Source organism: Polymorphobacter sp. PAMC 29334 (genome assembly GCF_019431245.1).
Taxonomy (GTDB): domain Bacteria; phylum Pseudomonadota; class Alphaproteobacteria; order Sphingomonadales; family Sphingomonadaceae; genus Polymorphobacter_B; species Polymorphobacter_B megasporae.
Genome location: NZ_CP080243.1, coordinates 355,649 through 378,543 on the forward strand (window position 1 = coordinate 355,649; position 22,895 = coordinate 378,543).

Below are 22,895 nucleotides of genomic sequence, written 5' to 3' on the forward strand. Positions count from 1 at the left end.
GGTCTAGCGCGGGTCAGGCCTGCGACACAATGAGCAGTACGGCCGCAAGAGACGCGGCGACGGTCGGATAGAAGGTCAGCGCGAAGCCGAACGCACGCGCTGCCGCACCCCGCGCGAACCCTGCCCAGAACAAGGCGCGGCCGATACCGAACAGGACGACGCCGATCGGGACCACGACGAGCATCCGCGCGGGGAGGAGTGTCGCCAGCGCGAGATGTGCCGGGGCGGCGATGACCACCTGTTCGAGCGTGTTCTGCAACACGGCGCGGGCATTTGTGACTTGCGGACTCGGGGTCGAAGTGCCGCTGCTATCGATCTCGGCGGGCGAGAAAAAGCGCAGCGCAGCGATCCGGGCGATCATCGCCACGACCCAGACGAAGACGAAGACGTCGCAGCGGAGCGCGAAGGCGATGCGGTCGGGGAGCGTCGCGATACCGAGGTCGGGTGCAATTGCGATCCCGGCGCCGAGGGCGATCGCTGTGGTCACCGCCGCGAGGGCCATGCGGACCGCGACGCCGCGTTGCTCAGCGGCGAAGCTGCGGTTCACGCGGGCAGGATCCCTTGTCCGGCCAGCCATGCCGTTATGTCGGCGGCCACGGTGTTGCCGCCGCCAATGACGATTCCATCCATACGATGATCTAACGCAGGCTGGCCGCCATCGGCAACGCTATGTCGCGGGTGAGCGGAGCCAGCGGCGGCGGATCGGCAGAATCGGGCGAAAGCCAGGTGATGGCGTCAATCTCGGCTGCGGGCGAGGGCACGCCGACGATTGCAGCGTGATAGAGCAAGGCGTCGACGATCGCGTCCGGTTCGTTCGCGGCTGGCGCGCTAAAACGTCCGACGAAGACCGGGCCGGGCGCAACCTCGACGCCGAGCTCCTCGCGGAGTTCACGGGCGAGGCACACTTCTGCGGCTTCGCCAGGATCGATTTTGCCGCCCGGCTGCATGAAGGCCGTCGTTCCCCGCTTGCGAACGAGCAATACCCGACCGTGTTCGTCGATCACGATCGCCGCGACGATCGTGATGATCGTCACTTGGCGGCAGCCGCAGAGAAGCCCTGCCCGGCCAGCCACATCCTTGTGTCGGCGGCGTCGACGAAGACGTGGCCGATCAGTCCGGCGGTGTCGGCGGCGGCGATATTGTCGGCGCGGTCGTCGATGAACACGCCTTCGCTGGGGGCGAGGCCGAAGCGGGCGAGGGCGAGGGCGTAGATCGCCGGGTCGGGCTTGGCGACCTTCTCGACGCCCGAGACGACAATATCGCCGAAGCTGTCGAACACCGGCGCGGTCGGGCGAAACATCGCCCAGAATTCGGCACCGAAGTTGGTGATCGCGAACTGCGGGACGTTGGCCGCGTCGAGTTCGGCGACAAGGTCGAGCATCCCGGGCATGGGTCCAGGAATCGTTTCGAGCCAGCGCGGCCAGTAAGCGGCGATCAGATCGGCGTATTTGGGGAAGCGCGCGGACAGCTCGGCGATCATCGTCGCGATCGGGCGGCCGGCATCGCTTTGGAAGTGCCACGCCTTGGTCACGACGTGGCTAAGGAACCAGTCGAGCTCGACCGAGTCGGGAATCAGCTTGGCGAAAAGATAGCGCGGGTCCCAGTCGTACAGGACATGCCCGACGTCCCAGACGACTGCGGTCGGTGTCTTCACTTGGCTGTCGCCGGAATCGGCGACAGGAGCGAGATCAGCCCTGGCGCGCCTTGAACCGGCGATTCGTCTTGTTGATCACATAGGTCCGTCCGCGACGGCGAACGATCTGGCAGTCGCGGTGGCGCAACTTCAGCGACTTGAGGGAATTGCGGACCTTCATGGGAACTTCCAAGATGAAATACAGGCAGGCGAATGGAGCGCGGTGCCTACGGACGAAGCCCGCGCAAGTCAAGCTGGCGCTCCCATTCGAGCGCGTGGCTGACGATGGTTTCGAGCCGGTCGTACTTAGGGGTCCAGTCGAGGCGCTCGTGGATGCGTGCGGTGGCGGCGACGAGCGTGTCGGGGTCGCCGGCGCGGCGCGGCGCGATCGTCCGCTTGAGCTTGAGGTTGGTCACCCGGTCAACCGCGTCGAGGACTTCGAGCACCGAGAAGCCGCGGCTGTACCCGCAGTTGAGCGCGAACGATTCGGTCGGCGCGGCTTCGAGCGCGCCCAGCGCGGCGACATGCGCGGCGGCGAGGTCGGAGACGTGGATATAGTCGCGGACGCCGGTGCCGTCGGGGGTGTCGTAGTCGGTGCCGTAGACCATGACCTCGCTTCGCAGGCCCCGCGCAGCCTCGGCGGCGACATGGATAAGGTGGGTCGCGCCGCGCGTCGACTGGCCGCTCCGCGCCGCCGGGTCGGCCCCGGCAACGTTGAAGTAGCGCAGCGCGCCATAGTTGATCGGGTGCGCGCGGGCGACGTCGGCGAGCATAATCTCGGTCATCAGCTTCGAATTGCCGTACGGATTGATCGGCGACTTCGGCGTCATCTCGTCGACCGGCACAACTTCGGGGACGCCGTAGACCGCCGCGGTCGACGAGAAGATGAAGTGCTTGATGCCGTTCCGCACCGCCGACTCGATCAGGCTGCGCGAGGCGACGACGTTGTTGCGGTAATAGTCGAGCGGCTTGACCACCGATTCGGGGACGAGCAGCGATCCCGCAAAGTGCATGATCGCGGAGATGCCCTGCTCGCTCGCGATCCGGTCGATCAGGTTGGGGTCGGCGACATCGCCTTGATAGAAGGGAACGCCCTCGGGCACCGCCCAGCGGAATCCGGTTGCGAGCGTGTCGATCACCGCGACCGGCCGCCCGGCATCGACGAGCGCGAGCACCGCGTGACTGCCGATGTAACCGGCGCCCCCGGTGACGAGAACGGTGCCGGTCGTTGCGGTCGCGGTGGCCATTGGCTACTCCGGGTGGCTCGAGCAAGGGATATGCGTCGGACTCGCGTTATGCGCGTTGGTACGGCGCGACAAGGTTCACTGGGGTAAGTTTTGATGATCAGTCTGTTTCGCCTGCTCCCGATCGCCGCGCTGGTCGCCGTCGCGGGATGCGCGACCTCGAACGCGGGGATCGACGTCAAGCGCTTCCACCTGGGCGCACCGGTGACGCGCGGCACGATCGCGCTGGTGCCCGCCGACACCAAGGCGACCTTCGGGCTCGAAACCCGCAGCTATTTCGACGCGGTCGCCAACGCGCTTCGCGCGCAGGGCTTCACCCCCGTCCCGGTCGAAACCGGCCCCGCATATATTGCTACCCTTGCGATCAATCAGAATGTCGCGGTCGGTCCGCGCCGCCCATCGCCGTTCTCGATCGGCATCGGCGGCGGCGGCTTCACCGGCGGTCGCGGCGGCGGGGTCGGCCTCGGCGGCGGGGCGTCGTTCCCGGTCGGCCATGGCAGCCAGAACGCCGTCGAGATCGACGCGATGCACCTGACGGTCAAGCGCCGCTCGGACGAGGCGCTGATCTGGGAGGGCAATGCGGAGGTCGCGATCGACACGCGCTCGCCGCAGGCATCGTTGTCGCGGTCGGTTCCGGCGATGGCGCATGCGCTGCTCGACGGCTTCCCCGGACCGTCGGGCGTCACCCAGCATTACCCGTACAAGTAGGGGCACGCCTTGCCGATCACCGTTTCTGCCGCCTTCGACAGCGGCAATATCGAGGTGCTGCGCGCCGACGGGCCGCAGGCGATCGACCTCGCGATCCGCAAGGACGCACACAGCGACTTCTACCAGTGGTTTTATTTCCGCCTGTCGGGGGCGCGCGGCGAGGCGTGCCGCGTGCGGATCACCAACTGCGCCGGGTCGGCATATCCTGGCGGTTGGCCCGATTATCGCGCCGTAGTCTCGACCGACCGGCAGACTTGGACGCGGACCGAGACGAGCTATGCCGACGGCATCCTGACGATCGACGTCACCCCGGCGGCCGACAGCATCTGGATCGCTTACTTCGCGCCGTACACGATGGAGCGGCACCACGACCTTATCGCGCGTATCGCCGCCGCGCCGGGCGTCACCACTCGCGTCCTGGGTACAACGCTCGACGGGCAGGATCTCGACTGCATCGACATCGCCGGCGGCCCCTTGCAGGTCTGGCTCTACGCCCGCCAGCATCCTGGCGAGACGATGGCCGAGTATTGGATGGAGGGCGCGTTCGACCGGCTGATCGACGCCGCCGATCCTGTCGCAACCGCGCTGCGCGCGAAGGCGAGCTTCCACATCATCCCCAACATGAACCCCGACGGATCGCGCCGCGGACATCTGCGGACCAACGCCGTCGGGGCCAACCTCAACCGCGAATGGGCCGGGCCGACGCTCGACCGCTCGCCCGAAGTGGTCCACGCGCTCGCCGCGATGGACGCGACCGGGGCCGACTTCACGATGGATGTCCACGGCGACGAATCGCTGCCGCACAACTTCATCGCCGGGTTCGAGGGTATTCCGAAGATCACCGACCGGCAGTTGGGGTTGCTCGGCGATTACAAGGCGATCCTCGCGCGCCTCTCGCCCGACTTCCAGACGCGGATCGGCTATCCGCCGTCGGCCCCCGGCCGAGCGAACCTGACGATGAGCACCAACCAGCTCGCGAATCGCTTCGGCTGTCTCGCGATGACGCTCGAAATGCCGTTCAAGGATGCCGCCGAGAACCCCGACCCCGTAGCCGGCTGGTCGCCCGAACGCTGCCGGGCACTTGGCCGCGATTGCCTCGCGGCACTGCTTGAGGTCGTCGACCGGCTGCGGTAACTCGATTCGATGCTCACCCTCGACGACGATCTGTCCGGACCCGAGGTCGCCGACCTCGTCGGATACCATATGCGCGAGATGCGCGCGCACTCGCCCGAGCCGAGCCGCCATTCGCTGGATCTCACCAGCCTCCGCACCCCGGAGATCGCGTGGTGGACGGTGTGGGATGGCCATTCGCTGATGGGCTGCGCCGCGCTGCGCGAGGTCGATTCGGGCCACGGCGAAATCAAGTCGCAGCGCACCGCTCCCGAACATCTGCGCAAAGGCGTGGCCAAGGCGCTGCTGTCGCATATCATCGGGGTCGCGCGCGACCGCGGCTACATCCGCCTTGGGCTCGAGACCGGCTCGGGCCCGGCGTTCGATCCGGCGCTGGCGCTGTATCGCCGCTTCGGCTTCAAGGACGGCGAGATGTTCGGCGACTATCGCCCCGACCCGTTCCTGCGTTTCATGCACCTGGATCTTTGATCATGCCGACGCTTGTCCTGATCCGTCACGGCCAGTCGGCGTGGAACCTTGAGAACCGCTTCACCGGCTGGTGGGACGTGCCGCTGACGGCGAAGGGGATCGCTGAGGCGACCGCGGCGGGCGAACTGCTGCGCGAGCGGGGCTATGACTTCGACCGCGTCTTCACCAGCGTGCAGTCTCGCGCGATCAAGACCGCGAACCTGATGCTCGAGGCGATGGACCTGCTGTGGCTGCCGGTGGTCAAGGACTGGCGATTGAACGAGCGCCATTATGGCGGGCTGACCGGGCTCGACAAGGCCGAGACCGCGGCGCTGCACGGCGAGGCGCAGGTGCACGAATGGCGGCGCTCGTTCGACATTCCGCCGCCGCCGATGGAGGCGGGGTCGCGCTACGACCTGTCCGCCGACCGCCGCTATGCCGGGATCGCGGTTCCCGCGACCGAGAGCCTCAAGGACACGATCGCCCGCGTCCTGCCATATTGGGACAGCGCGATCGCCCCCGAACTTCGCGCCGGGCAGCGCGTCGTCGTCGCCGCGCACGGCAATTCGCTGCGGGCATTGGTCAAGCATCTGTCCGGAATCAGCAATGCCGACATCGCGAGCCTCGAGATCCCGACCGGCCAGCCGATCGTCTACGAGCTCGATGACCAGCTAAATGCGACCAAGCGCTTCTATTTGCACGAGACTTGACACATATATCATCGGTGCGTAGCGTTCGCGTCATCGACCTTGAGACCACCGGCGGCCAGCCGTCGGCGCACGGCGTCTGTGAAATCGGCTGGCAGGACGTCGCGCAGGACGACAACGGCGTCTGGCAGGTGACGCCGGGGCGCGGCAACCTCCTCACTCACCCCGGGCGGAGCATCCCGCCGGTAACCGCCGCAGTCCACCACATCATCGACAGCGACGTCGCCGATTCGCCCTTGTTCGCCGACGTCGCGAGCGGGGTGCTGCGCGGGCCGCATGTCGCGCTCGCCGCGCACCGCGCGAGCTTCGAGGGCAAGTGGTGCACCCCGCGACTGACCGGCGGGCTGCCGTGGATTTGCACGTGGAAATGCGCGCTGCGGGTTTGGCCGGGTGCGCCGTCGTTCTCGAACCAAGTGCTGCGCTATTGGCGGATGCCGGAGGGGCTCGACCGCGACCTCGGGCTGCCGGTCCACCGCGCCGGACCCGACGCGTACGTCACCGCGCACCATCTCCGTGACATGCTCAGCGTCGCGCCCGTCGAGCAATTGATCGCGTGGAGCGCCGAGCCAGGGCTGCTGCCGCGCGTCCCCGCCGGGCCGAACCGCGGCAAGAACTGGCGTGACCTCGACGACGCGTGCCTCGCTGCGCTGGCTGCCGACCGCGACGAAGACGTCCGCTTCTCCGCGCGGACCGAGGTCGCGCGGCGGGGCGGCGCGCCGGTCGCAGTGCCTGTCCCCGCGCAGCCGCGGCTGTTCTAGTCCTCAGACGATCGTCGCGCCGCCGTCGATCGCGAAGCTCTGCCCCGTCGTGAAACCGCCCGCCTTGCCGGCGAGGAACACCGCCATTCCCGCGATCTCGTCCGGAACGCCGATCCGGCGCAGCGGTGCGCCGCCGGTCGCTTCCTTGAGCGTCGCGGGGTCATCCCACAGCGCCTTGGCGAAATCCGTCTTGATCAGCCCGGGGCAGATCGCGTTGACGCGGACGTTCGACGGCCCGAACTCGGCGGCGAGGTTGCGCGCGAGCTGCATGTCGGCGGCCTTGGAGATGCAATAGGCGCCGATGATCGTCGACCCCTTGAGCCCGCCGATCGACGAGATGATCGTGATCGAGCCGTCCTTGCGCGCGAGCATCGCCGGGGCGACCATCTGGATCAGCCAATGGTTCGAGACGATATTATTCTGCAGGATCTTCATGAACTGGTCGTCGCTGATCCCCGCCTGCGGTCCGTAGTACGGGTTCGACGCGGCGTTGCAGACGAGCGTGTCGATCCGGCCGAAGCGCTCGATCGTCTTGTCGACGAGCTTCTGCAGCGCCTCCTTCGACGCGATGTTCGCCGGGATCGCGACCGCCGCGTCACGCCCAACGGCGGCGTTGATCTCGGCGACCGCCGCCTCGCAGACGTCCATCTTGCGCGACGAGACGACGACGTTCGCGCCGTGCTCGGCCATGCGGTGGGCGATCGCCTTGCCGATGCCGCGCGACGATCCGGTGATCAGCGCGGTCTGGCCGGTCAGGTCGAACAGTTCGGGTAATGGCATCGGTCGGGCTCCCAAGGATTTTCCCCGGTCTACGCCACTGCGCGCGCACCCCGCCAATGAAAAGGGATCGCGCCGGTCAGGCGGCGGCGTGGCCGGTCCGGCGGCGGCGGAGCGCGGTACCGATCAGGCCGAAGCCGGCGATCAGCAACGCCCAGCTCGCGGGTTCGGGGACGGTGCCGCTGGTGCCGCGCCCTTCGATCACCTGCTGTCCCGGCACGACGGCGGTGCCGTTGACATCGAACCAGATCGTCGCCGGTCCCGCGCTGGCGTCAACCATCTTCGTGAACAGCGAGCGGCCGAAGTTGTCGAACACCGTGACGACGAACGTATTTCCGGCGGTATCGGCATCGGTGCGCCCGAACAGCACGATCGACGACAGGATGATGCGGCGGCCGAAGTAAATGTCGAGGTAATCGCCGGCGGTCCCGACCGATTGGTAAATTCCGCTCGCGGCGTTGCCGCCGGTCCGGCCATCGATTGCATTCGCCGCGCCGCTCGACCCGAGCGCGTTCAGGGCATAGGCCACACCGCCGTTCGCGGCGGCGGCGACGTCGATCGCCTCGCTATCGGCGACGACGACTTCGGCAAGCTGGATGAACGATCCTGTCGCGCTGGTGACGCGAATCCCCATGGCGTTCGGATAATAAGTCAGCGCCGATGCCGACGAGGCAATCAGGAACGAAACGAGGGCCGACAGCAGAATACGCACCAAAAACACTCCCCAAACACACGATGCGTTCGTTACGGGAATGTAAGCAATTTGCGTGCCATGCCGTTATGTAACTGATTTCCTTCGATCGGAAAGATAAGTCCGTAACGGATGTGTAAAGAGTCCCGACGCTTTTCGCGGGCGCTACGGGCTTGCCGCGACGGTCCGCCGCGTCGCATGGTGGAGAACGCCTCCGGAGCCGTGCATGACCCCAGCGATACGTTCGACCGTCCTCGCCTGCCTGTATTTTGCCGGGTTCGGCTGCCTGATCCCGTTCCTGCCGCTGTGGCTCGAAAAGGTGCACGGGTTTTCGGGTGCGGAGATCGGCGTCGTCCTCGCGATCGCCGGGTTCAGCCGCGCGCTCGCCGGGCCATTGACCGCAGCATGGGCCGACGGGCGGAGCGACCGCCGCGCGCCATTGTTCATGTTCACGATCGTCCTGACCGCCGGATTCGCAGTGCTTAAGCTGCTGACCGGCTTCGTCGCGGTATTCGCGCTGATCCTTATCCTCGACATCGCCTTCTGGGGGCTGCTGCCGGTGGTCGAGACGACGCTGCTCCGCCTGACTCGCACCGGCCGCCCGCCGTATGGGGTCGCGCGCGGCCTCGCGAGCGCGGCCTTCGTCGCGGGGACGACGACGGTCGGATTCCTCAACGACGCGACGCAAAGCTATTGGCCGATCTGGGCGTTCCTGCTGGTGATTTCGGCGGCGATGATCGCGTGGAGCGCGCTGATGCCGCGCGAACCCGTCCTTGCCCGCGCCGAAAAGCGCGAGCCGTTCGGCGAGCGGCTCGCGGCCGGCCTCGGCATGCTCCGCAACCCCGAATTTACGCTGTTCATCTTCGCCGCCGGACTGATTCAGGCGAGCGCCGCCTTCCTGTACACCGCCGGGTCGCTCGTCTGGACCAATGTCCAGCATTTCTCGGGCGGCACGATCGCGATGCTGTGGAACATCGGCACGCTCGCCGAGGTCGGCTTCCTCATCTTCCTCGGCGGCTGGTCGGCGCGCTTCCGCCCCGAATCGCTGATCGTCGCGGGTGGCGTCGGCGCGGTGATCCGCTGGACCGCGCTGGCGATGCTGCCGCCGCTGTGGATCCTGATCCCGCTGCAACTGCTCCACGCACTCAGCTTCGCCGCGACCTTCCTCGGCGGGATGCGCTTCATCCAGACATTGTTCGGCGATGACCGCACGCCGACCGCGCAGATGATCTACATGGGCCTCGCCAACGCGCCGACCTACGCCGCCGCCGTGCTGCTGTCGGGCCCGCTATACGACCGCATCGGCGCGCCGGGCTATCTCGCGATGACCGGCGTCGCGGGGCTTGGGCTGGTGCTCGCGATCATGCTGCGGGCGCGGACCGCGAAGACCGCCACGGTCGCGGTTACGGCTTAGACCAGCACTCCCTGCCCCGCCGCCGCGCCATACGGCGGTAGCGGGATGCTCGCGGTGGCGTTTCGCATCGCGGCCGACCAGCGTTCGGTGAGCTCGCGGTAGTAATCGTCGTCGTCGGTGATGCGGTGGACGAGCTCGGGTTCGGTTTCGCCGCTGCGCAGGACCATCAGGTCGATCGGCAGCCCGACCGCCAGATTCGACCGCATCGTCGAGGTGAACGAAATCAGCGCAACCTTGACCGCCTCGGCGATCGGCGTGTCGTACTGGACGACGCGGTCGAGGATCGGCTTGCCGTATTTATGCTCGCCGATCTGGAGATACGGGGTGTCGGGCTGGCACTCGATGAAGTTGCCGCTCGCGTAGATCAGGAACAGCCGCGGCTTGCGCCCGGCGATGCAGCCACCGAACAATAATGTCGCGCTGGTCGAGATCCGGTCGCCGCCGACCGCCTCGTCGACCGCGGCGCGCGCGGCGTGGAGCGCCTGGCCGATCAGCGTCGCAGCGCGGAACATCGTCGGTGCGGTGGCGAGCGTCTCAGGCGCACCGGCGCGCTCGCCGCCGTCCTCCCCGACCGCCGCCAGCAGCATCGCGTCGGTCAGCCGGGTCATCGCCGCCTGCGTCACCGACAGCGATCCGGCGCTGGCGACGACCATCGTCCGCCCGGGACCGGCATCGATCACGCGCAGCTTGCGATAGCTCGACACGTTGTCCAACCCGGCGTTGGTCCGCGTGTCGGCGAGCATCGCCAGCCCGTCGCGGACCAAAATCCCGACGCAATAGGTCATCGGTTCCCCCTCGACGCTGAACTGTCCGTGCTGGACGCTCACGCCTGTCCCTGATGCTGACTTTGACGCGAAACCGCGCCGGTGTCGACCGCGCTGACGGCGACGTGCATCGTCTCGACCCCGCCGCCGCGCCGCGCGCCGCGGACCGGGGCGGCGTCGAGATAGTCCAATCCGACCGCGACACGGACGTGCGCGGGGGTGATCGAGATGCCGTTGGTCGGGTCGAAGCCGACCCAGCCGAGGTCGGGAACAAGGGCTTCGGCCCACGCGTGCCCCGCCGGCTGCGCCTCGGGGCGGACATAATGGCCCGAGACATAGCGCGCCGGGACACCGAGGATCCGCGCGGCGGCGCAGAAGACGTGGGTGTAATCCTGGCAGACTCCGCGCGCCTGCGCGAAAGCGGTGACCGCATCGGTGCCGGTGCCGGTTGCGTCGGCGTCGAACACCATCCGCGCATTGATCGCCAGGTTGAGCGCGTGCAGCGTATCGAGGATGTCGTCCTGCGGCTGGTCATGGGCGAAGGCGGTGATTGCCGGGTCGGCGGTGGTCAGGTCGGTCGTGCGGAGGAACATCGCCGGTGGCAGCGGTTCGAGGAAGCCGCGGACCGCGCCGTGCGCCTCGTCGGTGTCGACCTCGCCAGTGACGCTGATCGTCAGCCTGGTGACCGGCGACGACGCAGTGAACAAATGCGTCGCGTTGCCGAAGACATCGGTCCCGGCGCGCAGGCTGCCGTCGGCATCGACGTCGACCCGCCACCGCGCGACATGCTGGTCCCACCCGCCACGCGGCTGGACACGAAGCAGCTGGACGACGCTGCTCGCTGCCTGCGAATAATCATACGCAGTCGTGTAGTCGATTCGTATGCGCACCCGATCCCCCGATCAGAAAAGATATTGCTCGGCGATCGCTGCCCCCAGCCGGTTGTTGTCGGCGATGAAGTCGCGCAGAAATTCGTGGAGACCACTCGAATAGATCTTGTCGATATTGCCCGATTCGAGGCGGCCATAGCCTGCCGAGGCAAGCCGGTGCGCCGGGCCGCGCCGCGCGCTCGCGTGCGACAGCTGGTCGAGACGGCGCAGGATTTCCTCGTAGCACGACGCAAGGCTGCGCGGGATTTGGCGGTTGAGGATCAGCAGGTCGGCGATCAGCCACGGCTTGACCGAATCGCGGTAGACCCAGCGATACGCGGTCAGCGCCGATACCGTTCGCAGGATCGTCGTCCACTGGAAGTAGTCGAGGGACCCGCCGACCTTCTCGCCGCGCGGCAGGAGCAAATGATATTTGACGTCGAGCAGCCGCGCGGTGTTGTCGGCGCGCTCGACCGCGCTGCCGAGCATGATGAACCAATAGGCGTCGCCGCGCAGCATTGTCCGGTGCGCCGCGCCGTCGAACGCGAGCATCGACGCCTTGACCGTGTCGAGCAGCCGGACGAGATCGTCGCGCCCTTCAAGTCGCGTGCCATAGCGCTGGACGTCGAGCCACGCCCCGTTGATCGCCTCCCACGCCTCGAGCGTCAGCGCGGTGCGGACCGCGCGGGCGTTGGCGCGGGCACATTCGAGGCAGCGGCGGATCGAGCTCGGGTTGGTCGGATCGACTGTCAGGAACTCGCTGACGCCGAACTCGTCGGCGGCGAGCCCGCGCTCGGCATGCGCCTGCGTCATCCACGCGGCTTCGAGTGCGGATTCCCACGCATTGGTCATGCCGCCGTACGACGACGGCAGCGACGCCAGCCGCAACGTCGCCTCGATCAGCCGCGACAGGAAGTCGGCCCGCTCGATGTAGCGCCCGACCCAGTAGAGGTTGCCGGCGGTGCGGCTCAGCACTGCACTTCCTCCCCCTTGAGGGGGAGGGACAGGTCGCCGCTTGGCGACCAGGGTGAGGATGCGTGGCGCATCTCAATCATCGACCACCCACGTGTCCTTCGTCCCACCGCCCTGGCTGCTGTTGACCACCAGCGAGCCCGGATCGAGTGCCACCCGCGTCAAGCCGCCCGGCACGATCCGCGTGCCATTGGTCCCGGTCAGGACGAACGGGCGGAGGTCGACGTGGCGCGCCTCGATGCCGGCGTCGCACAAGGTCGGGCAGGTCGACAGCGCGAGCGTCGGCTGGGCGATAAACTTCTCGGGGTTAGCGCGGAGCTTGGCGGCGAAGGCGGAGATCGTCGCGGCGGGCGCGTGCGGGCCGACGAGCATGCCATAGCCGCCCGACCCGTCGACTTCCTTGACCACCAGCTCGGGAAGATGGTCGAGGACGTACGCCAGCGCCTCGGGCTCGCGGCAGCGCCATGTCGGCACGTTCTTCAGGATCGGCTCGGCCCCGGTGTAGAAGCGGATGATCTCGGGCATGTAGCTGTAGATCGCCTTGTCGTCGGCGACGCCGGTGCCGACCGCGTTCGCGAGGCTGACGTTGCCGGCGTCGTACGCGCTCATCAGCCCGGGCACGCCGAGCATCGAATCGGGGCGGAAGACGAGCGGGTCGAGAAATGCGTCGTCGAGGCGGCGGTAGATGACGTCGACGCGCTGCGGCCCCTCGGTCGTCCGCATATAGACGTGCTCGTCGCGAACGAAGAGGTCGGAGCCCTCGACGAGTTCGATGCCGAGCTTGTCGGCGAGAAAGCTGTGTTCGTAGAACGCGCTGTTGAATTGCCCCGGGGTCAGCAGCACGCTCGTCGGATCGTTGCCCGCGCGCGCCGGGGCGACCGAATGCAGCATTTCGAGCAGCATGTCGGGGTAATTTTCGACCGGGCGGATGCGCAGCTTGGCGAACAGCTCGGGGACCAGCTTGAGCATCACCTCGCGGTTCTCGAGCATGTACGACACCCCCGACGGCGTCCGGGCATTGTCCTCGAGGACGTAGAAATCGTCGGCGTCGGTGCGGACAAGGTCGATCCCGGCGATATGGACCCAGATGTCGCCGACCGGGCGCTTGCCGACCATCGCGAGGCTGAAGCCCGGATTCCGCAGGACAAGCTCCTCGGGGAGAATGCCGGCGCGGAGGATTTCGCGCTTGCCGTAGATGTCGGCGAGGAATGAATTGAGCGCGCCGACGCGCTGGACCAGCCCCGCCTCCATCGTTGCCCATTCCTTGGCACCGAGAATGCGCGGGACGATGTCGAACGGGATCAACCGTTCGGCGGCATCAGGGTCGCCGTAGACTGCGAAGGTGATGCCGATGCGGCGAAAGAACAGCTCGGCCTGCCGCCGCCGCGTCGCCATCACCTCGAACGGGGAATCGGCGAGCCATGCGCCGATCGGGGCGTAGCAATCGCGGATACTGCCGCCCGACGCGACATGGCCGAACATTTCGTCGAAGGCGGGCGGGTTCGGCAATCATCCTCCGGGCGTTGGTCGCTCGCCCGCATACTGTGCAGTGCGGCGCGCCCGCGCAAGGGGTTGGTGTCACCCGATCGTCATTTGTCCCGTCATCATTGAGGACGAACGCGCTCGCCGGCCTCGCGCGACTGGGTAGGACCGGTGCGTGGCTGCGGTGCCGGGCGGGGTGCCTCGGGGCGCGGCTGGGCGATCGGCGCGGGTTGCCGGACGGGGGCCGCGTTGCCCGCCGGGGCGACCGCAACGGGTGGGCGACCGCCCTGCGGCTGGAACGGGACAAACCCTCCGCGCGGTTGGAAGCCGCCACGGCCGTCGCGCGGCGGCATGGTCCCCGGCGGCACGTTCGCCGGAGGCACGAAGTCGGGCGGGCGGCCGTCGCGTCGCGAATTCCCCTGATAGCCGCGAACGTCGCCGCCGACCGCACCCTGCGGGCGGACGTCGGGACGGCGGCCGCCGCCCTGCATCACCGGCTCACCCCCGAGGTTGCCGCGAAAATCGGGGCGTCCGCCACGCGGATCGCCGCGGCCCCGGTCGCCCCCCCGCTCACCGTCGAAGCTGCGGTTGAAGACGCGGCCGCCAACGCGATCGTAATGCGTGATGCCGCGCGTTGCTCCCCAGTAATCGCGGTTGCGCCCGTACGGCAGGATCACGCCGCGCAGTGAGCGGCCATAAAGATTGCCGCGCGGGACGAACACCCACGCCGGCTGATACCATTGGTCGAAGCCCCAGCTATTGAAGCCGTCGCCATAGCCGGCGTCGAAGTTGAGGACGACGCGCGGCGGCAGCGGGGCCCAGCCGGTGACGTCGTCGCTGTCGCGCCACGCGACCCAGCCCGGGCCCCAGACGGTATCGGGCGTCCATATCCAGCCGATCGCCGGGTCGAAGCCCCAGCGGCCGAAGTGGAACACCGCCCAGCCGAACGGCTCGTCACTCCGCCATGTCTGGCCATAGGCACCCTGTTCCCAATGGCCGATCGTGTACGGCCGCCAGTCGCGGTTGACGTTCGGTGTCCAGCCGCGCCCGAAGCGGCTGTCGACCCAGCGCCCGTAACGCGACAGCGGCTCGAAGAACACGGCGATCGAATCGACCGACTGGCCATCGGTGTCATAGCCTGACTGGGCATAGCCGTCGGGCGGCGGATATTCCTGCGCCGCGACCGGCATGGCACCAGCCAGCATCAGCGTGACCGGCAGGAGAAAGCGTAAACGCATGTGACACCGTCCCGTCGAACTACCGGACATCGTTATACTGCGCCGGTTGTCGCGCCGATGAACGTTATGCCGCACGTCATGTCGCACATCATTCGGCAGCAAGGCGCACCGCTGGCTCGTCGAGCGGCAGTTCGGGCTGCGCCGCCAGCCGCCGCGCACGTCGCCGCTCGCCGGCCGATTCGATGCTCAGGTAGACGACCGGAGTGATGAACAATGTCAGCACCTGGCTGACCATCAGCCCGCCGAGGACCGCAACGCCCAACGGCTGGCGCAGCTCGGCCCCGGCGCCGAGCCCGAGCGCGAGCGGCAGCGCCCCGGCGATCGCGGCGAAGGTCGTCATCATGATCGGGCGGAAGCGCGTCGTCGCCGCCGCGCGGATCGCCACCGCCGGGGTCCAGCCGTGCGCGCGCTGCCCGGCGAGCGCGAAGTCGATCATCATGATCGCGTTCTTCTTGACGATGCCGATCAGCATGACGACGCCAATGATGCCGATGACGTCCAACGGCATGTGGAAGATCGCCAAAGCCGCGACCGCGCCGATGCCGGCGGCGGGCAGCCCCGACAGGATCGTGATCGGGTGGATGAAGCTTTCGTACAGCACGCCCAGGACGATGTAGATCACCAGCACTGCGGCGAGGAACAGCCAGCCCATCCCGGCGGTCGATGCCTCGAACGCCTGCGCATTGCCCTGGAACGACCCCTCGATCGTCGACGGCATGCCCATCTCGGCCTCGGCGGCGTCGATCCGCGTCTTGGCCTGGCTCAGCGCGGTGCCCGGGGTCAGGTTGAAGCTGATCGTCACCGCGGGCAGTTGGCTTTGATGGTTGATCGACAGCGGCGCGCCCTCGATGACGACGCGGGTCACCGCCGACAGCGGCACCGTCGCCCCGGTGTCGCCGCGAACGTAGAGCGTGTTGATGCTGTCGGGGGTCATTTGCTCGTTGGCGGCGATCTCGAGGATCACCTGATAGCTGTCGACGTCGGTGTAGATCGTCGAGATCTGCCGCGTCCCGAAGCTCGAATATAGCGTGTCGCGGATCGCCTGGACCGGCACGCCGAGCCGCGAGGCGGCGTCGCGGTCGATGATCACGCGCGCCTGCCGTGCCCCGCGCTGGAGATCTGAATTGACGTCCTCGAACCCCGGGGTCGCGCGCATCCGCGCCTCGAACGCCTGGCCGAAAGCGAACAGCGCGGTCTGGTCGACCGATTGGAGCGTGTACTGGAAGTTGGTCGAGCTCGGCCGCGCGCCGAGCGTCAGATTCTGCGGGATGTTTGGCGAGGCGAGGACGCCGGGGATGCCCGACAGCGCCTTGCGCAGCCGCGTCTGGACCACCTCGGCCGAATCGCGCTCGCTCCGCGGCTTCATCGGCGCGAATATCCGTCCCGCGCCGCCGCCGGTGCCGGTGAACGAATTGACCCGGAGGATCGCGGGGTCGGCGAGGATGATCTTGGCGATCATGTCCTGCTTCGCCTGAAGCGTCGGATAGGCGGCGTCGGGCGCGACCTCGACACCGACGAACATGTTGCCGGTGTCCTCGGTCGGGAAGAAGCCCTTGGGGATCGCGCCGAAGCCCCAGATCGCGACGACGATCGACGCCAATGTCAGCCCGAGGACGATCCGCCGTCGCGCCAGCACCCAGTCGAGCGCGCGCGCATAGCCGCGCTGCGCGCGGTCGAAGTTGCGCGTCGACCAGCGCGCGATCCGCCCCGGCTTCTCGTCGCCCTCGCGCAGGACCCGCGACGCGATCATCGGCGCGAGCGTCAGCGCGATCACCGCCGACACCGCGATCGCGATCGTCATCGTCACCGCGAACTCGCGGAACAGCCGCCCGATAACGCCGCCCATGAACAGCAACGGGATGAAGACCGCAACGAGGCTGACCGAGATCGAGACGACGGTGAAGGCGATTTCCTTCGTCCCGGTCACCGCCGCCTCGCGCGGTTTTTCGCCGTGTTCGACGTGGCGGACGATGTTTTCGAGGACGACGATCGCGTCGTCGACGACGAAGCCGGTCGCGAGCGTCAGTGCGAGCAGGCTGAGGTTGTCGAGGCTGAACCCGGCGAGAAACATGCCCGCGAAGGTGCCGATTGCCGCGACCGGCAGGACGATCGCCGGGATCAGCGTCGCGCGCAGGTCGCCGAGGACGAGGTAGATCACCAGCACGACGAGCAGCGCAGTCCCGACCAATGTCGTCTGCGCGTCGGCGACCGAATGGCGGATCGACTGCGAGCGGTCGACGATGATGTCGAAGTGCGCGTTCGCCGGGAGGCTCTCGCGGATCGACGGCAGTAGCGCCTCGACCCGGTCGGCCATCGCGACGACGTTCGCCCCCGGCTGGCGCTTGATCCCCATTGCGAGCCCCGGGTTGCCGTTGAACTTCGCCGCGCCGCGCAGGTTTTCGATCGAGTCGATCGAGGTGGCGATGTCGCCGAGGCGGACCGGCAGGCCGTTCTTGTAGGCGATGACGATCGGGGTGAAGTCGGCGGCGTGCTTGAGGGTGCCGGTCGCGTCGAGGATGTAGTTGCGTGGGCCGTTGCCGATCAGCCCGACCGCGGTGTTGCTGTTCGCCGCCGCGACCGCGACGCGAACGTCCTCCGGGGTCAGCCCGCGGGCGCTGAGCTTGGTCGGGTCGAACTGGATGCGGACGGCGAACTTGCGCGCGCCGAAGACGTCGATTTGGGCGACGCCCTCCAGTGTCGACAATCGCGGGATGATCGTCGTGTCGGCGATCGTCTGGAGGTCGGACAGCCGCATCGTCGGGTCGCGTAGCGCCATCACGAGGATCGACTGGTCGGACGGATTGACCTTCTGAAACGATGGCGGCGTCGTCATCTCGATCGGCAGCTTGCGCGCGACCGCCGACAGCGCCGACTGGACGTCCAATGCGGCGGCGTCGATGTTGCGGTTGAGCGCGAACTGGACGGTGATGCTCGTCGATCCGGTCGATGACGACGACGTGATCTGGTCGATCCCGGCGACGGTCGACAACTGGCGCTCGATCGGCGTCGCCACCGCACTCGCCATCGTCGCCGGGTTTGCCCCGGGCAGGTTGGCGCTGATCTGGATTGTCGGGAAATCGACCTGCGGCAGCGCCGCGACGGGGAGCTGCTGGTAGCCGAAGATGCCCGCCGCGATGATCGCGATCGTCAACAGGATCGTCGCGATCGGCCGGTCGACGAAGGCGCGGATCCAGGTCATGCGGCGGCGTCGCCACTCGCTTTCGCCGGCTTGATCTTGACCTTGTCGCCGTCGCGAAGCTTGGCGAGTGCGTCGGTGACGACGACCGCGCCGGGGTTGAGGCCGCTCGTGAGATACGCCTTGCCGCCGCTGCGCCCGGCCACGACGACCTTGGTCATCGTCGCCGCTCCGGTCGCGGGAACGGTCCAGACGAAGGTGAAGTCGGGGCCGTTCTGGACCGCCGCCTCGGGAACTGCGATCCGCTGCGCGGTGCCGCCGAGCGGGACGTCGATGTCGACCAGCGCACCGGGCCACAACGCATCGCCGGAGTTACCGAATTCAGCCTTTGCCGCGAGTGAGCCGGTGTTGGCGTCGACGCTGTTGTCGAGGAAAACGAGCTTACCGGTCGCGATCGGCGTCGTGCTGTCGTGAACCCGCGCGACGACCGTCACCGGCCCCGCCGCGAGCGCCGAGCGCAGCGGCTGGATCTGTTCGGGCGGCACCGCAAAACGGACAAGGATCGGCGACAGCTGGTTTACTGTAACGAGCGGCAGGAGGTCGGCGGTCCGCACGGTCGCCCCGGTCTTGAAGTTGATCTCGCCGGTCCGCCCCGCGACCGGCGCGCGAACGGTGAGATACGACAATGCGGTCTGCCCGGCCGAGATCGCCGCCGCCGCGCCGCCGATGTTCGCCGCCGCGGTATCGGCCGCCGCCTGCTTCAATTCGATCGTCGCCTTGGTGACGAAGCCGCTGTTGACGAGCGCTTCGCTGCGCTTGAGGTCGGCGGCGGCCTGGAGGCGGGTGGCCGCCGCGCTCGCCATCGCAGCGCGGTTTTGCTCGAGCCCGGCGCGGACGGCGCGGTCGTCGAGGCGAAACAGCGGCTGCCCGGCGCGGACGGTCTGGCCCTCGCGGAACAGGACGGCGGTCACCTGGCCGTCGACCCGCGTCCGGACTGCGACCGATTGCAGCGGGGTGACGGTACCGAGGACCGTGAGGCGCGGCGAATAATCGGTGAGCGCTGCCGTCTCGGTCGCGACCGTCAGCGCCGCTTTCGGCTTCGGCGGAGCCGTCCCGCTGCAACCCGCGACAAGCATCAGTAGGAGGATCGGCCTGGGGGTCATGGTCCTGCGGGGTCGATGCTAAATGCAAGTGGGATAAGCGCCGCTGCGACATCGCACGTCACGCGGCGGCGTCAACCGATAAGTCATGACAATAATACGATTGCGGGACGGCCCGGCGTGCCGAAACGCCGCACAACCAACCTCCGCATCATCGGTTGAGCCGCAGCCATCCCGGCCAATTCAGGAGCTTGACCCATGCCTGCCCGTTTCGCTGCAACCGAGCACGCCTTCGAAAAGGGCGTCGACAGCATCACCCCCGCCGCCGCGATCAAGCTGATCGACGACTGGGAAGTCAGCCTGAAGGACGCCGACATTCCCGGCGCCAAGGGTATCGTGCGCGACCTCGAAGCGCTCAAGAAGGCGCTGCACGCCGACCAGCCCGACGGCGAGAAGATCAAGACGCTTGTCGGCAAGCTTGCCGAAGAGACGACCAAGATCGCCGACCATGCGACGCCAGCGACCAAGGACAAGGTCGCCGGACTCGGCAAGACGCTCGCGTCGGTGAAGTAAGGTCCGGACCGGGGGCGGAGGGAGCCGCCCCCGGTTCAACTGACCTTGACGCCCTTTCAGAAGGCGACGCGGCCCTTGATTTCGGCGGCCGCCGTCTTCGGTTCGGCGTAATACCAGGCTGCATCGACGTTGGTCTTGCCGCCCGCATTTACCGAATAATATTTGGCGGTGCCCTTCCACGGGCAGATGCTGGTTGTCTTGGTCGGCGACAGGATGCCCGGCGCGACCGACTGAATCGGGAAATAATGGTTGTTCTCGACGACCACGGTGTCGTTCGATTCCGCGATGACCGTGTCGTTCCAGACTGCCTTGACCATGTCGATCCTCCGAGCGTTGGCCTCTGATATAAGCTGCGTGCGCCCGCATACATCGCCGCGACGGTTGGCCCCACGCGTGTTGCCGTGCATGGTGGCGCGGTGTTCGACCTGATCCGCTCCGCGCTTTTCCGCATCGACCCCGAACGTGCGCACGAATTGACGATCACGGCGCTCGAATGGGGACTTGGCCCGCGCGATCGCCTCGACGACCCGCTGCTTGCGACGACCATCGCCGGGATCCAGCTGCCGAATCCGGTTGGGCTGGCAGCGGGGTTCGACAAGGACGCGCGAGTGCCCGGCGCGATGCTGCGGCTGGGCTTCGGCTTCGTCGAGGTCGGCACCGTTACTCCGCGCCCGCAAGTCGGTAACGCCAAGCCGCGCATTTTCCGCCTCGTCGCCGACAAAGCGGTGATCAATCGGCTGGGCTTCAATAACGGCGGCGTCGCGGCGGCGGTCGCGCGGCTCGGGGCGAAGCGTCCGACGGGCGTGATCGGTCTCAACATCGGTGCGAACAAGGACAGCGTCGACCGGGTCGCCGACTATGTCGCCGGGACGATCGCAGTCCGCAACGTCGCCGACTACATCACCGTCAACATCTCGTCGCCGAATACGCCGGGGCTGCGCGGCCTGCAGGACCCCGGCGAACTCACCGCCTTGATCGCCGCCGTGCTCGGCGAGGCGCGCCGCGTACCGGTGTTCGTCAAGGTTGCGCCCGATCTCGACCACGACGCGATCGACGGCATCGCCCGCGTCGCGCTCGACGGCAAGGTCGCCGGGCTCATCGTGTCGAACACGACGCTCGCGCGTCCAGACGTCGCCAGCCCCGAGGGCGGCGGCTTGTCGGGCGCGCCGCTGTTCGCCCCGTCGACCGAAGTCCTCCGCGCCTTCGCCCGCGCTACCGGCAAGGCGCTGCCGCTGATCGGCGCGGGCGGAGTAGCGACGGGGGCGCACGCTTATGCCAAGCTCCGCGCCGGGGCGAGCGCGGTCCAGCTTTACACTGGGCTGGTCTACGGCGGCCCGGGGACCGTCGGGCAGATCAAGATCGACCTTGCAAACCTCCTTCGCCGCGACGGCTTTGCCGCAGTCGCCGATGTGGTGGGGTTGGACGCTTGATCGCGCGCCCGGCGTCGATATGGTTGCGCAAGGATAGCAGGGAATTCCGGTGAAGCATTTCGTCTCGGCGCTGGCACTATGCGCGCTCGTTCCAGCGGTTACCGCTGCCAAGGCCCCCGCCGCGCCGCAGGCGATGGTCTCCGCCGCCGACCCGCGCGCCGCTGCCGCCGGGATCACGATGCTCAAGGCGGGGGGCAATGCGATGGATGCGATCGCGGCGACGCTGCTCGCGCTGACCGTCGTCGAGCCGCAATCGTCGGGCATCGGCGGCGGCGGCTTCCTCGTCTACCAGCCGGTCGGCAGCGCGACCCCCGCGACGTTCGACGGGCGCGAGAAGGCCCCAGCGTCGGCGACCGACAAGCTGTTCCTTCTGCCCGACGGCACGCCGCAGCCATACCGCGAGGCGATTCCCGGCGGACGCAGCGTCGGGGTTCCCGGCAACGTTGCGATGATCAAGCTGGCGCACGATAAATACGGCAAGTTGCCGTGGGCAAAGCTGTTCGAACCCGCGATCGCCCTCGCGCGCGGCGGCTATGACATCACCCCGCGGATGGCGAGCGCGATCGCCGAGCGGGCGAAGACGCTCGCGCGCACCCCCGACGCCGCCGCATTATTCCTCCATGCCGACCTCACGCCGAAGACCGCGGGCGAGCATATCGTCAACGAACGCCTCGCGAAGACCTTCGAGGCGATTGCCGCAAACGGACCCGATGCCTTCTACAAGGGTCCGGTCGCGGCGGCGGTCGTCGCCGCGGTGACGTCGGCCCCGACGAACAAGTCGAACATGACGATGGCCGACATGGCGGCGTATCGCGCCAAGGCGCGGGCGCCGGTGTGCGGCGCGTATCGCAGCTACCGCGTCTGCTCGATGGGGCCGCCGTCGGCGGGCGGGATCGCGGTCGTCGCGATGCTCGGCCAGCTTGAGGGCTTCAACATGACCAAGCTGGGCAAGGACAGCCCGGTCGCGTGGCATTTGTTCGCCGAGAGCGAGCGCCTCGCCTTCGCCGACCGCGCGGCCTACGGCGGCGACGCCGATTTCGTCGAGGTGCCGACCGCCGGGCTGATCTCGCCAGGGTACATCAAGGCGCGCGGCAAGTTGATTAGCGCGACCAAGGCGATGGCCCATGCCGCGCCGGGGACGCCGCCGGGAGCCCCCGTCCGTCACGCGCCGCCGTCGCGAGAGATCCCGGCGACGACCGACTTCGCCGTCGCCGACCGCGCGGGCAATGTCGCGTCGCTGACCTCGACCGTCGAGGGGGCGTTCGGCTCGTCGCTGGTGGCGAACGGTTTCGTCCTCAACAATGAACTCACCGACTTCGATTTCGCCCCCGAGATCGCCGGGGAGAAGGTCGCCAACCGGGTGCAGGGCGGCAAGCGCCCGCGCTCGTCGATGTCGCCCGCAATCGTCTACGACAAGGCGGGGAAGGTCGTCCTCGTCGTCGGCGCGGCAGGCGGGCCGACGATCCCAGCGCAGGTGGCGAAGGCGATCGTCGGCGTGCTCGACTGGCATTTGAGCATCCAGGACGCGATCGCGTTGCCGCTGATCTTCACCAACGACGACACGCTGATCCTCGAAAAGGGGACGATGCTCGGCGCGATGGAGCCGGCGCTGACGGCGATGGGGCACAAGACGGTGCAATATCCGCTCGGCCTCAAGGCGAACGGGATCGAGCGGATCGCCGGCGGCTGGCGCGGCGGTGCCGATCCGCGCAGCGAAGGCGTCGCGCTGGGGTTATAGGATCACCATGAGCGCCGCCTCAAAGCTGTCATCCCCGCGAACGCGGGGACTCAAGGTCACCGAGATTAGTGACCTTGGGTCCC

General features: G+C 67.8%; 24 protein-coding genes. 9 read left to right on the top strand and 15 right to left on the bottom strand.

The features are described from left to right. Window positions 1–13: 13 nt before the first annotated feature. From KZX46_RS05500 to galE, 5 genes are all read right to left on the bottom strand, one after another. A complete protein-coding gene (locus KZX46_RS05500) occupies window positions 14–547 on the bottom strand; it encodes an MAPEG family protein (protein ID WP_226896117.1) in 534 nt (177 codons plus the stop codon). A 91-nt stretch (window positions 548–638) separates the two neighbouring features. Beyond that, window positions 639–1,034 carry an NUDIX domain-containing protein gene (locus KZX46_RS05505; protein WP_219775803.1) on the bottom strand — a complete coding sequence of 132 codons (396 nt, stop codon included), beginning with the start codon at window positions 1,032–1,034 and terminating at the stop codon, window positions 639–641. Beyond that, window positions 1,031–1,654: an HAD-IA family hydrolase gene (locus tag KZX46_RS05510; protein WP_219775804.1), complete on the bottom strand. Its 624-nt coding sequence runs from the start codon at window positions 1,652–1,654 to the stop codon at window positions 1,031–1,033. The genes KZX46_RS05505 and KZX46_RS05510 overlap by 4 nt, the downstream gene beginning before the upstream one ends. 34 nt (window positions 1,655–1,688) lie before the next feature. Next, window positions 1,689–1,814 carry a type B 50S ribosomal protein L36 gene (gene ykgO, locus KZX46_RS05515; RefSeq protein WP_174276400.1) on the bottom strand — a complete coding sequence of 42 codons (126 nt, stop codon included), beginning with the start codon at window positions 1,812–1,814 and terminating at the stop codon, window positions 1,689–1,691. 46 nt (window positions 1,815–1,860) lie between these two features. After that, entirely contained in the window at window positions 1,861–2,880 is a 1,020-nt protein-coding gene (galE, locus tag KZX46_RS05520; protein WP_219775805.1) for a UDP-glucose 4-epimerase GalE, read from the bottom strand. Window positions 2,881–2,973: 93 nt separating this feature from the next. On the opposite strand from galE, the gene KZX46_RS05525 reads away from it, so the two are divergent. Genes KZX46_RS05525 through KZX46_RS05545 form a run of 5 tightly spaced genes read left to right on the top strand, consistent with a single transcriptional unit; the run spans window position 2,974 to window position 6,628 of the window. Next, a complete protein-coding gene (locus KZX46_RS05525; protein ID WP_216709482.1) occupies window positions 2,974–3,585 on the top strand; it encodes a hypothetical protein in 612 nt (203 codons plus the stop codon). A gap of 9 nt (window positions 3,586–3,594) precedes the next feature. Then, on the top strand, window positions 3,595–4,719 hold the full coding sequence (locus KZX46_RS05530) for a M14-type cytosolic carboxypeptidase (protein ID WP_219775806.1): 1,125 nt from the start codon (window positions 3,595–3,597) through the stop codon (window positions 4,717–4,719). Between the two features lie 9 nt (window positions 4,720–4,728). Then, the gene (locus tag KZX46_RS05535) at window positions 4,729–5,184 is read left to right on the top strand and encodes a GNAT family N-acetyltransferase (protein WP_219775807.1); all 456 of its coding nucleotides are present in this window, start codon (window positions 4,729–4,731) and stop codon (window positions 5,182–5,184) included. Between the two features lie 2 nt (window positions 5,185–5,186). Then, window positions 5,187–5,873: a 2,3-diphosphoglycerate-dependent phosphoglycerate mutase gene (gene gpmA, locus KZX46_RS05540; protein WP_219775808.1), complete on the top strand. Its 687-nt coding sequence runs from the start codon at window positions 5,187–5,189 to the stop codon at window positions 5,871–5,873. 14 nt (window positions 5,874–5,887) lie between these two features. Then, on the top strand, window positions 5,888–6,628 hold the full coding sequence (locus KZX46_RS05545; RefSeq protein WP_219775809.1) for a 3'-5' exonuclease: 741 nt from the start codon (window positions 5,888–5,890) through the stop codon (window positions 6,626–6,628). Between the two features lie 3 nt (window positions 6,629–6,631). Here KZX46_RS05545 and KZX46_RS05550 read toward each other — a convergent pair whose 3' ends face one another. Further along, the gene (locus tag KZX46_RS05550; RefSeq protein WP_219775810.1) at window positions 6,632–7,408 is read right to left on the bottom strand and encodes an SDR family NAD(P)-dependent oxidoreductase; all 777 of its coding nucleotides are present in this window, start codon (window positions 7,406–7,408) and stop codon (window positions 6,632–6,634) included. Window positions 7,409–7,484: 76 nt separating this feature from the next. Further along, window positions 7,485–8,117, bottom strand: a complete 633-nt coding sequence (locus KZX46_RS05555; RefSeq protein WP_226896118.1) for a PEPxxWA-CTERM sorting domain-containing protein — start codon at window positions 8,115–8,117, stop codon at window positions 7,485–7,487. A gap of 205 nt (window positions 8,118–8,322) precedes the next feature. Between KZX46_RS05555 and KZX46_RS05560 the strand changes: the two genes are divergently transcribed. Further along, window positions 8,323–9,510 carry an MFS transporter gene (locus KZX46_RS05560; RefSeq protein WP_216709487.1) on the top strand — a complete coding sequence of 396 codons (1,188 nt, stop codon included), beginning with the start codon at window positions 8,323–8,325 and terminating at the stop codon, window positions 9,508–9,510. Here the strand turns inward: KZX46_RS05560 and KZX46_RS05565 are convergent. From KZX46_RS05565 to KZX46_RS05595, 7 genes are all read right to left on the bottom strand, one after another. Next, entirely contained in the window at window positions 9,507–10,337 is an 831-nt protein-coding gene (locus tag KZX46_RS05565; protein ID WP_226896119.1) for a peptidase, read from the bottom strand. The two genes, KZX46_RS05560 and KZX46_RS05565, sit on opposite strands and share 4 nt — an antisense overlap. Next, window positions 10,334–11,164: a transglutaminase family protein gene (locus KZX46_RS05570; RefSeq protein WP_219775811.1), complete on the bottom strand. Its 831-nt coding sequence runs from the start codon at window positions 11,162–11,164 to the stop codon at window positions 10,334–10,336. Before KZX46_RS05570 ends, KZX46_RS05565 begins: the two co-directional genes overlap by 4 nt. Before the next feature lie 12 nt (window positions 11,165–11,176). Continuing rightward, a complete protein-coding gene (locus KZX46_RS05575) occupies window positions 11,177–12,118 on the bottom strand; it encodes an alpha-E domain-containing protein (protein ID WP_216709489.1) in 942 nt (313 codons plus the stop codon). A gap of 72 nt (window positions 12,119–12,190) precedes the next feature. Continuing rightward, window positions 12,191–13,597, bottom strand: a complete 1,407-nt coding sequence (locus KZX46_RS05580) for a circularly permuted type 2 ATP-grasp protein (RefSeq protein ID WP_219776868.1) — start codon at window positions 13,595–13,597, stop codon at window positions 12,191–12,193. Window positions 13,598–13,719: 122 nt separating this feature from the next. Beyond that, entirely contained in the window at window positions 13,720–14,835 is a 1,116-nt protein-coding gene (locus KZX46_RS05585; protein ID WP_219775812.1) for a DUF6600 domain-containing protein, read from the bottom strand. Window positions 14,836–14,923: 88 nt separating this feature from the next. Next, window positions 14,924–18,034: an efflux RND transporter permease subunit gene (locus tag KZX46_RS05590; RefSeq protein WP_219775813.1), complete on the bottom strand. Its 3,111-nt coding sequence runs from the start codon at window positions 18,032–18,034 to the stop codon at window positions 14,924–14,926. Next, complete coding sequence (locus KZX46_RS05595) at window positions 18,031–19,134, bottom strand: efflux RND transporter periplasmic adaptor subunit (protein WP_219775814.1); 1,104 nt, start codon at window positions 19,132–19,134, stop codon at window positions 18,031–18,033. The genes KZX46_RS05590 and KZX46_RS05595 overlap by 4 nt, the downstream gene beginning before the upstream one ends. 195 nt (window positions 19,135–19,329) lie before the next feature. On the opposite strand from KZX46_RS05595, the gene KZX46_RS05600 reads away from it, so the two are divergent. Then, window positions 19,330–19,644, top strand: a complete 315-nt coding sequence (locus tag KZX46_RS05600; RefSeq protein ID WP_219775815.1) for a hypothetical protein — start codon at window positions 19,330–19,332, stop codon at window positions 19,642–19,644. Window positions 19,645–19,700: 56 nt separating this feature from the next. On the opposite strand, the gene KZX46_RS05605 is transcribed toward KZX46_RS05600, so the two are convergent. After that, window positions 19,701–19,961, bottom strand: a complete 261-nt coding sequence (locus tag KZX46_RS05605) for a DUF427 domain-containing protein (protein ID WP_219775816.1) — start codon at window positions 19,959–19,961, stop codon at window positions 19,701–19,703. Window positions 19,962–20,060: 99 nt separating this feature from the next. Here KZX46_RS05605 and KZX46_RS05610 point away from each other — a divergent pair, with 99 nt between their 5' ends. Continuing rightward, the gene (locus KZX46_RS05610) at window positions 20,061–21,074 is read left to right on the top strand and encodes a quinone-dependent dihydroorotate dehydrogenase (protein ID WP_226896120.1); all 1,014 of its coding nucleotides are present in this window, start codon (window positions 20,061–20,063) and stop codon (window positions 21,072–21,074) included. Between the two features lie 49 nt (window positions 21,075–21,123). Next, window positions 21,124–22,812: a gamma-glutamyltransferase gene (gene ggt / locus KZX46_RS05615; protein WP_226896121.1), complete on the top strand. Its 1,689-nt coding sequence runs from the start codon at window positions 21,124–21,126 to the stop codon at window positions 22,810–22,812. The last annotated feature ends 83 nt before the right edge of the window (window positions 22,813–22,895 follow it).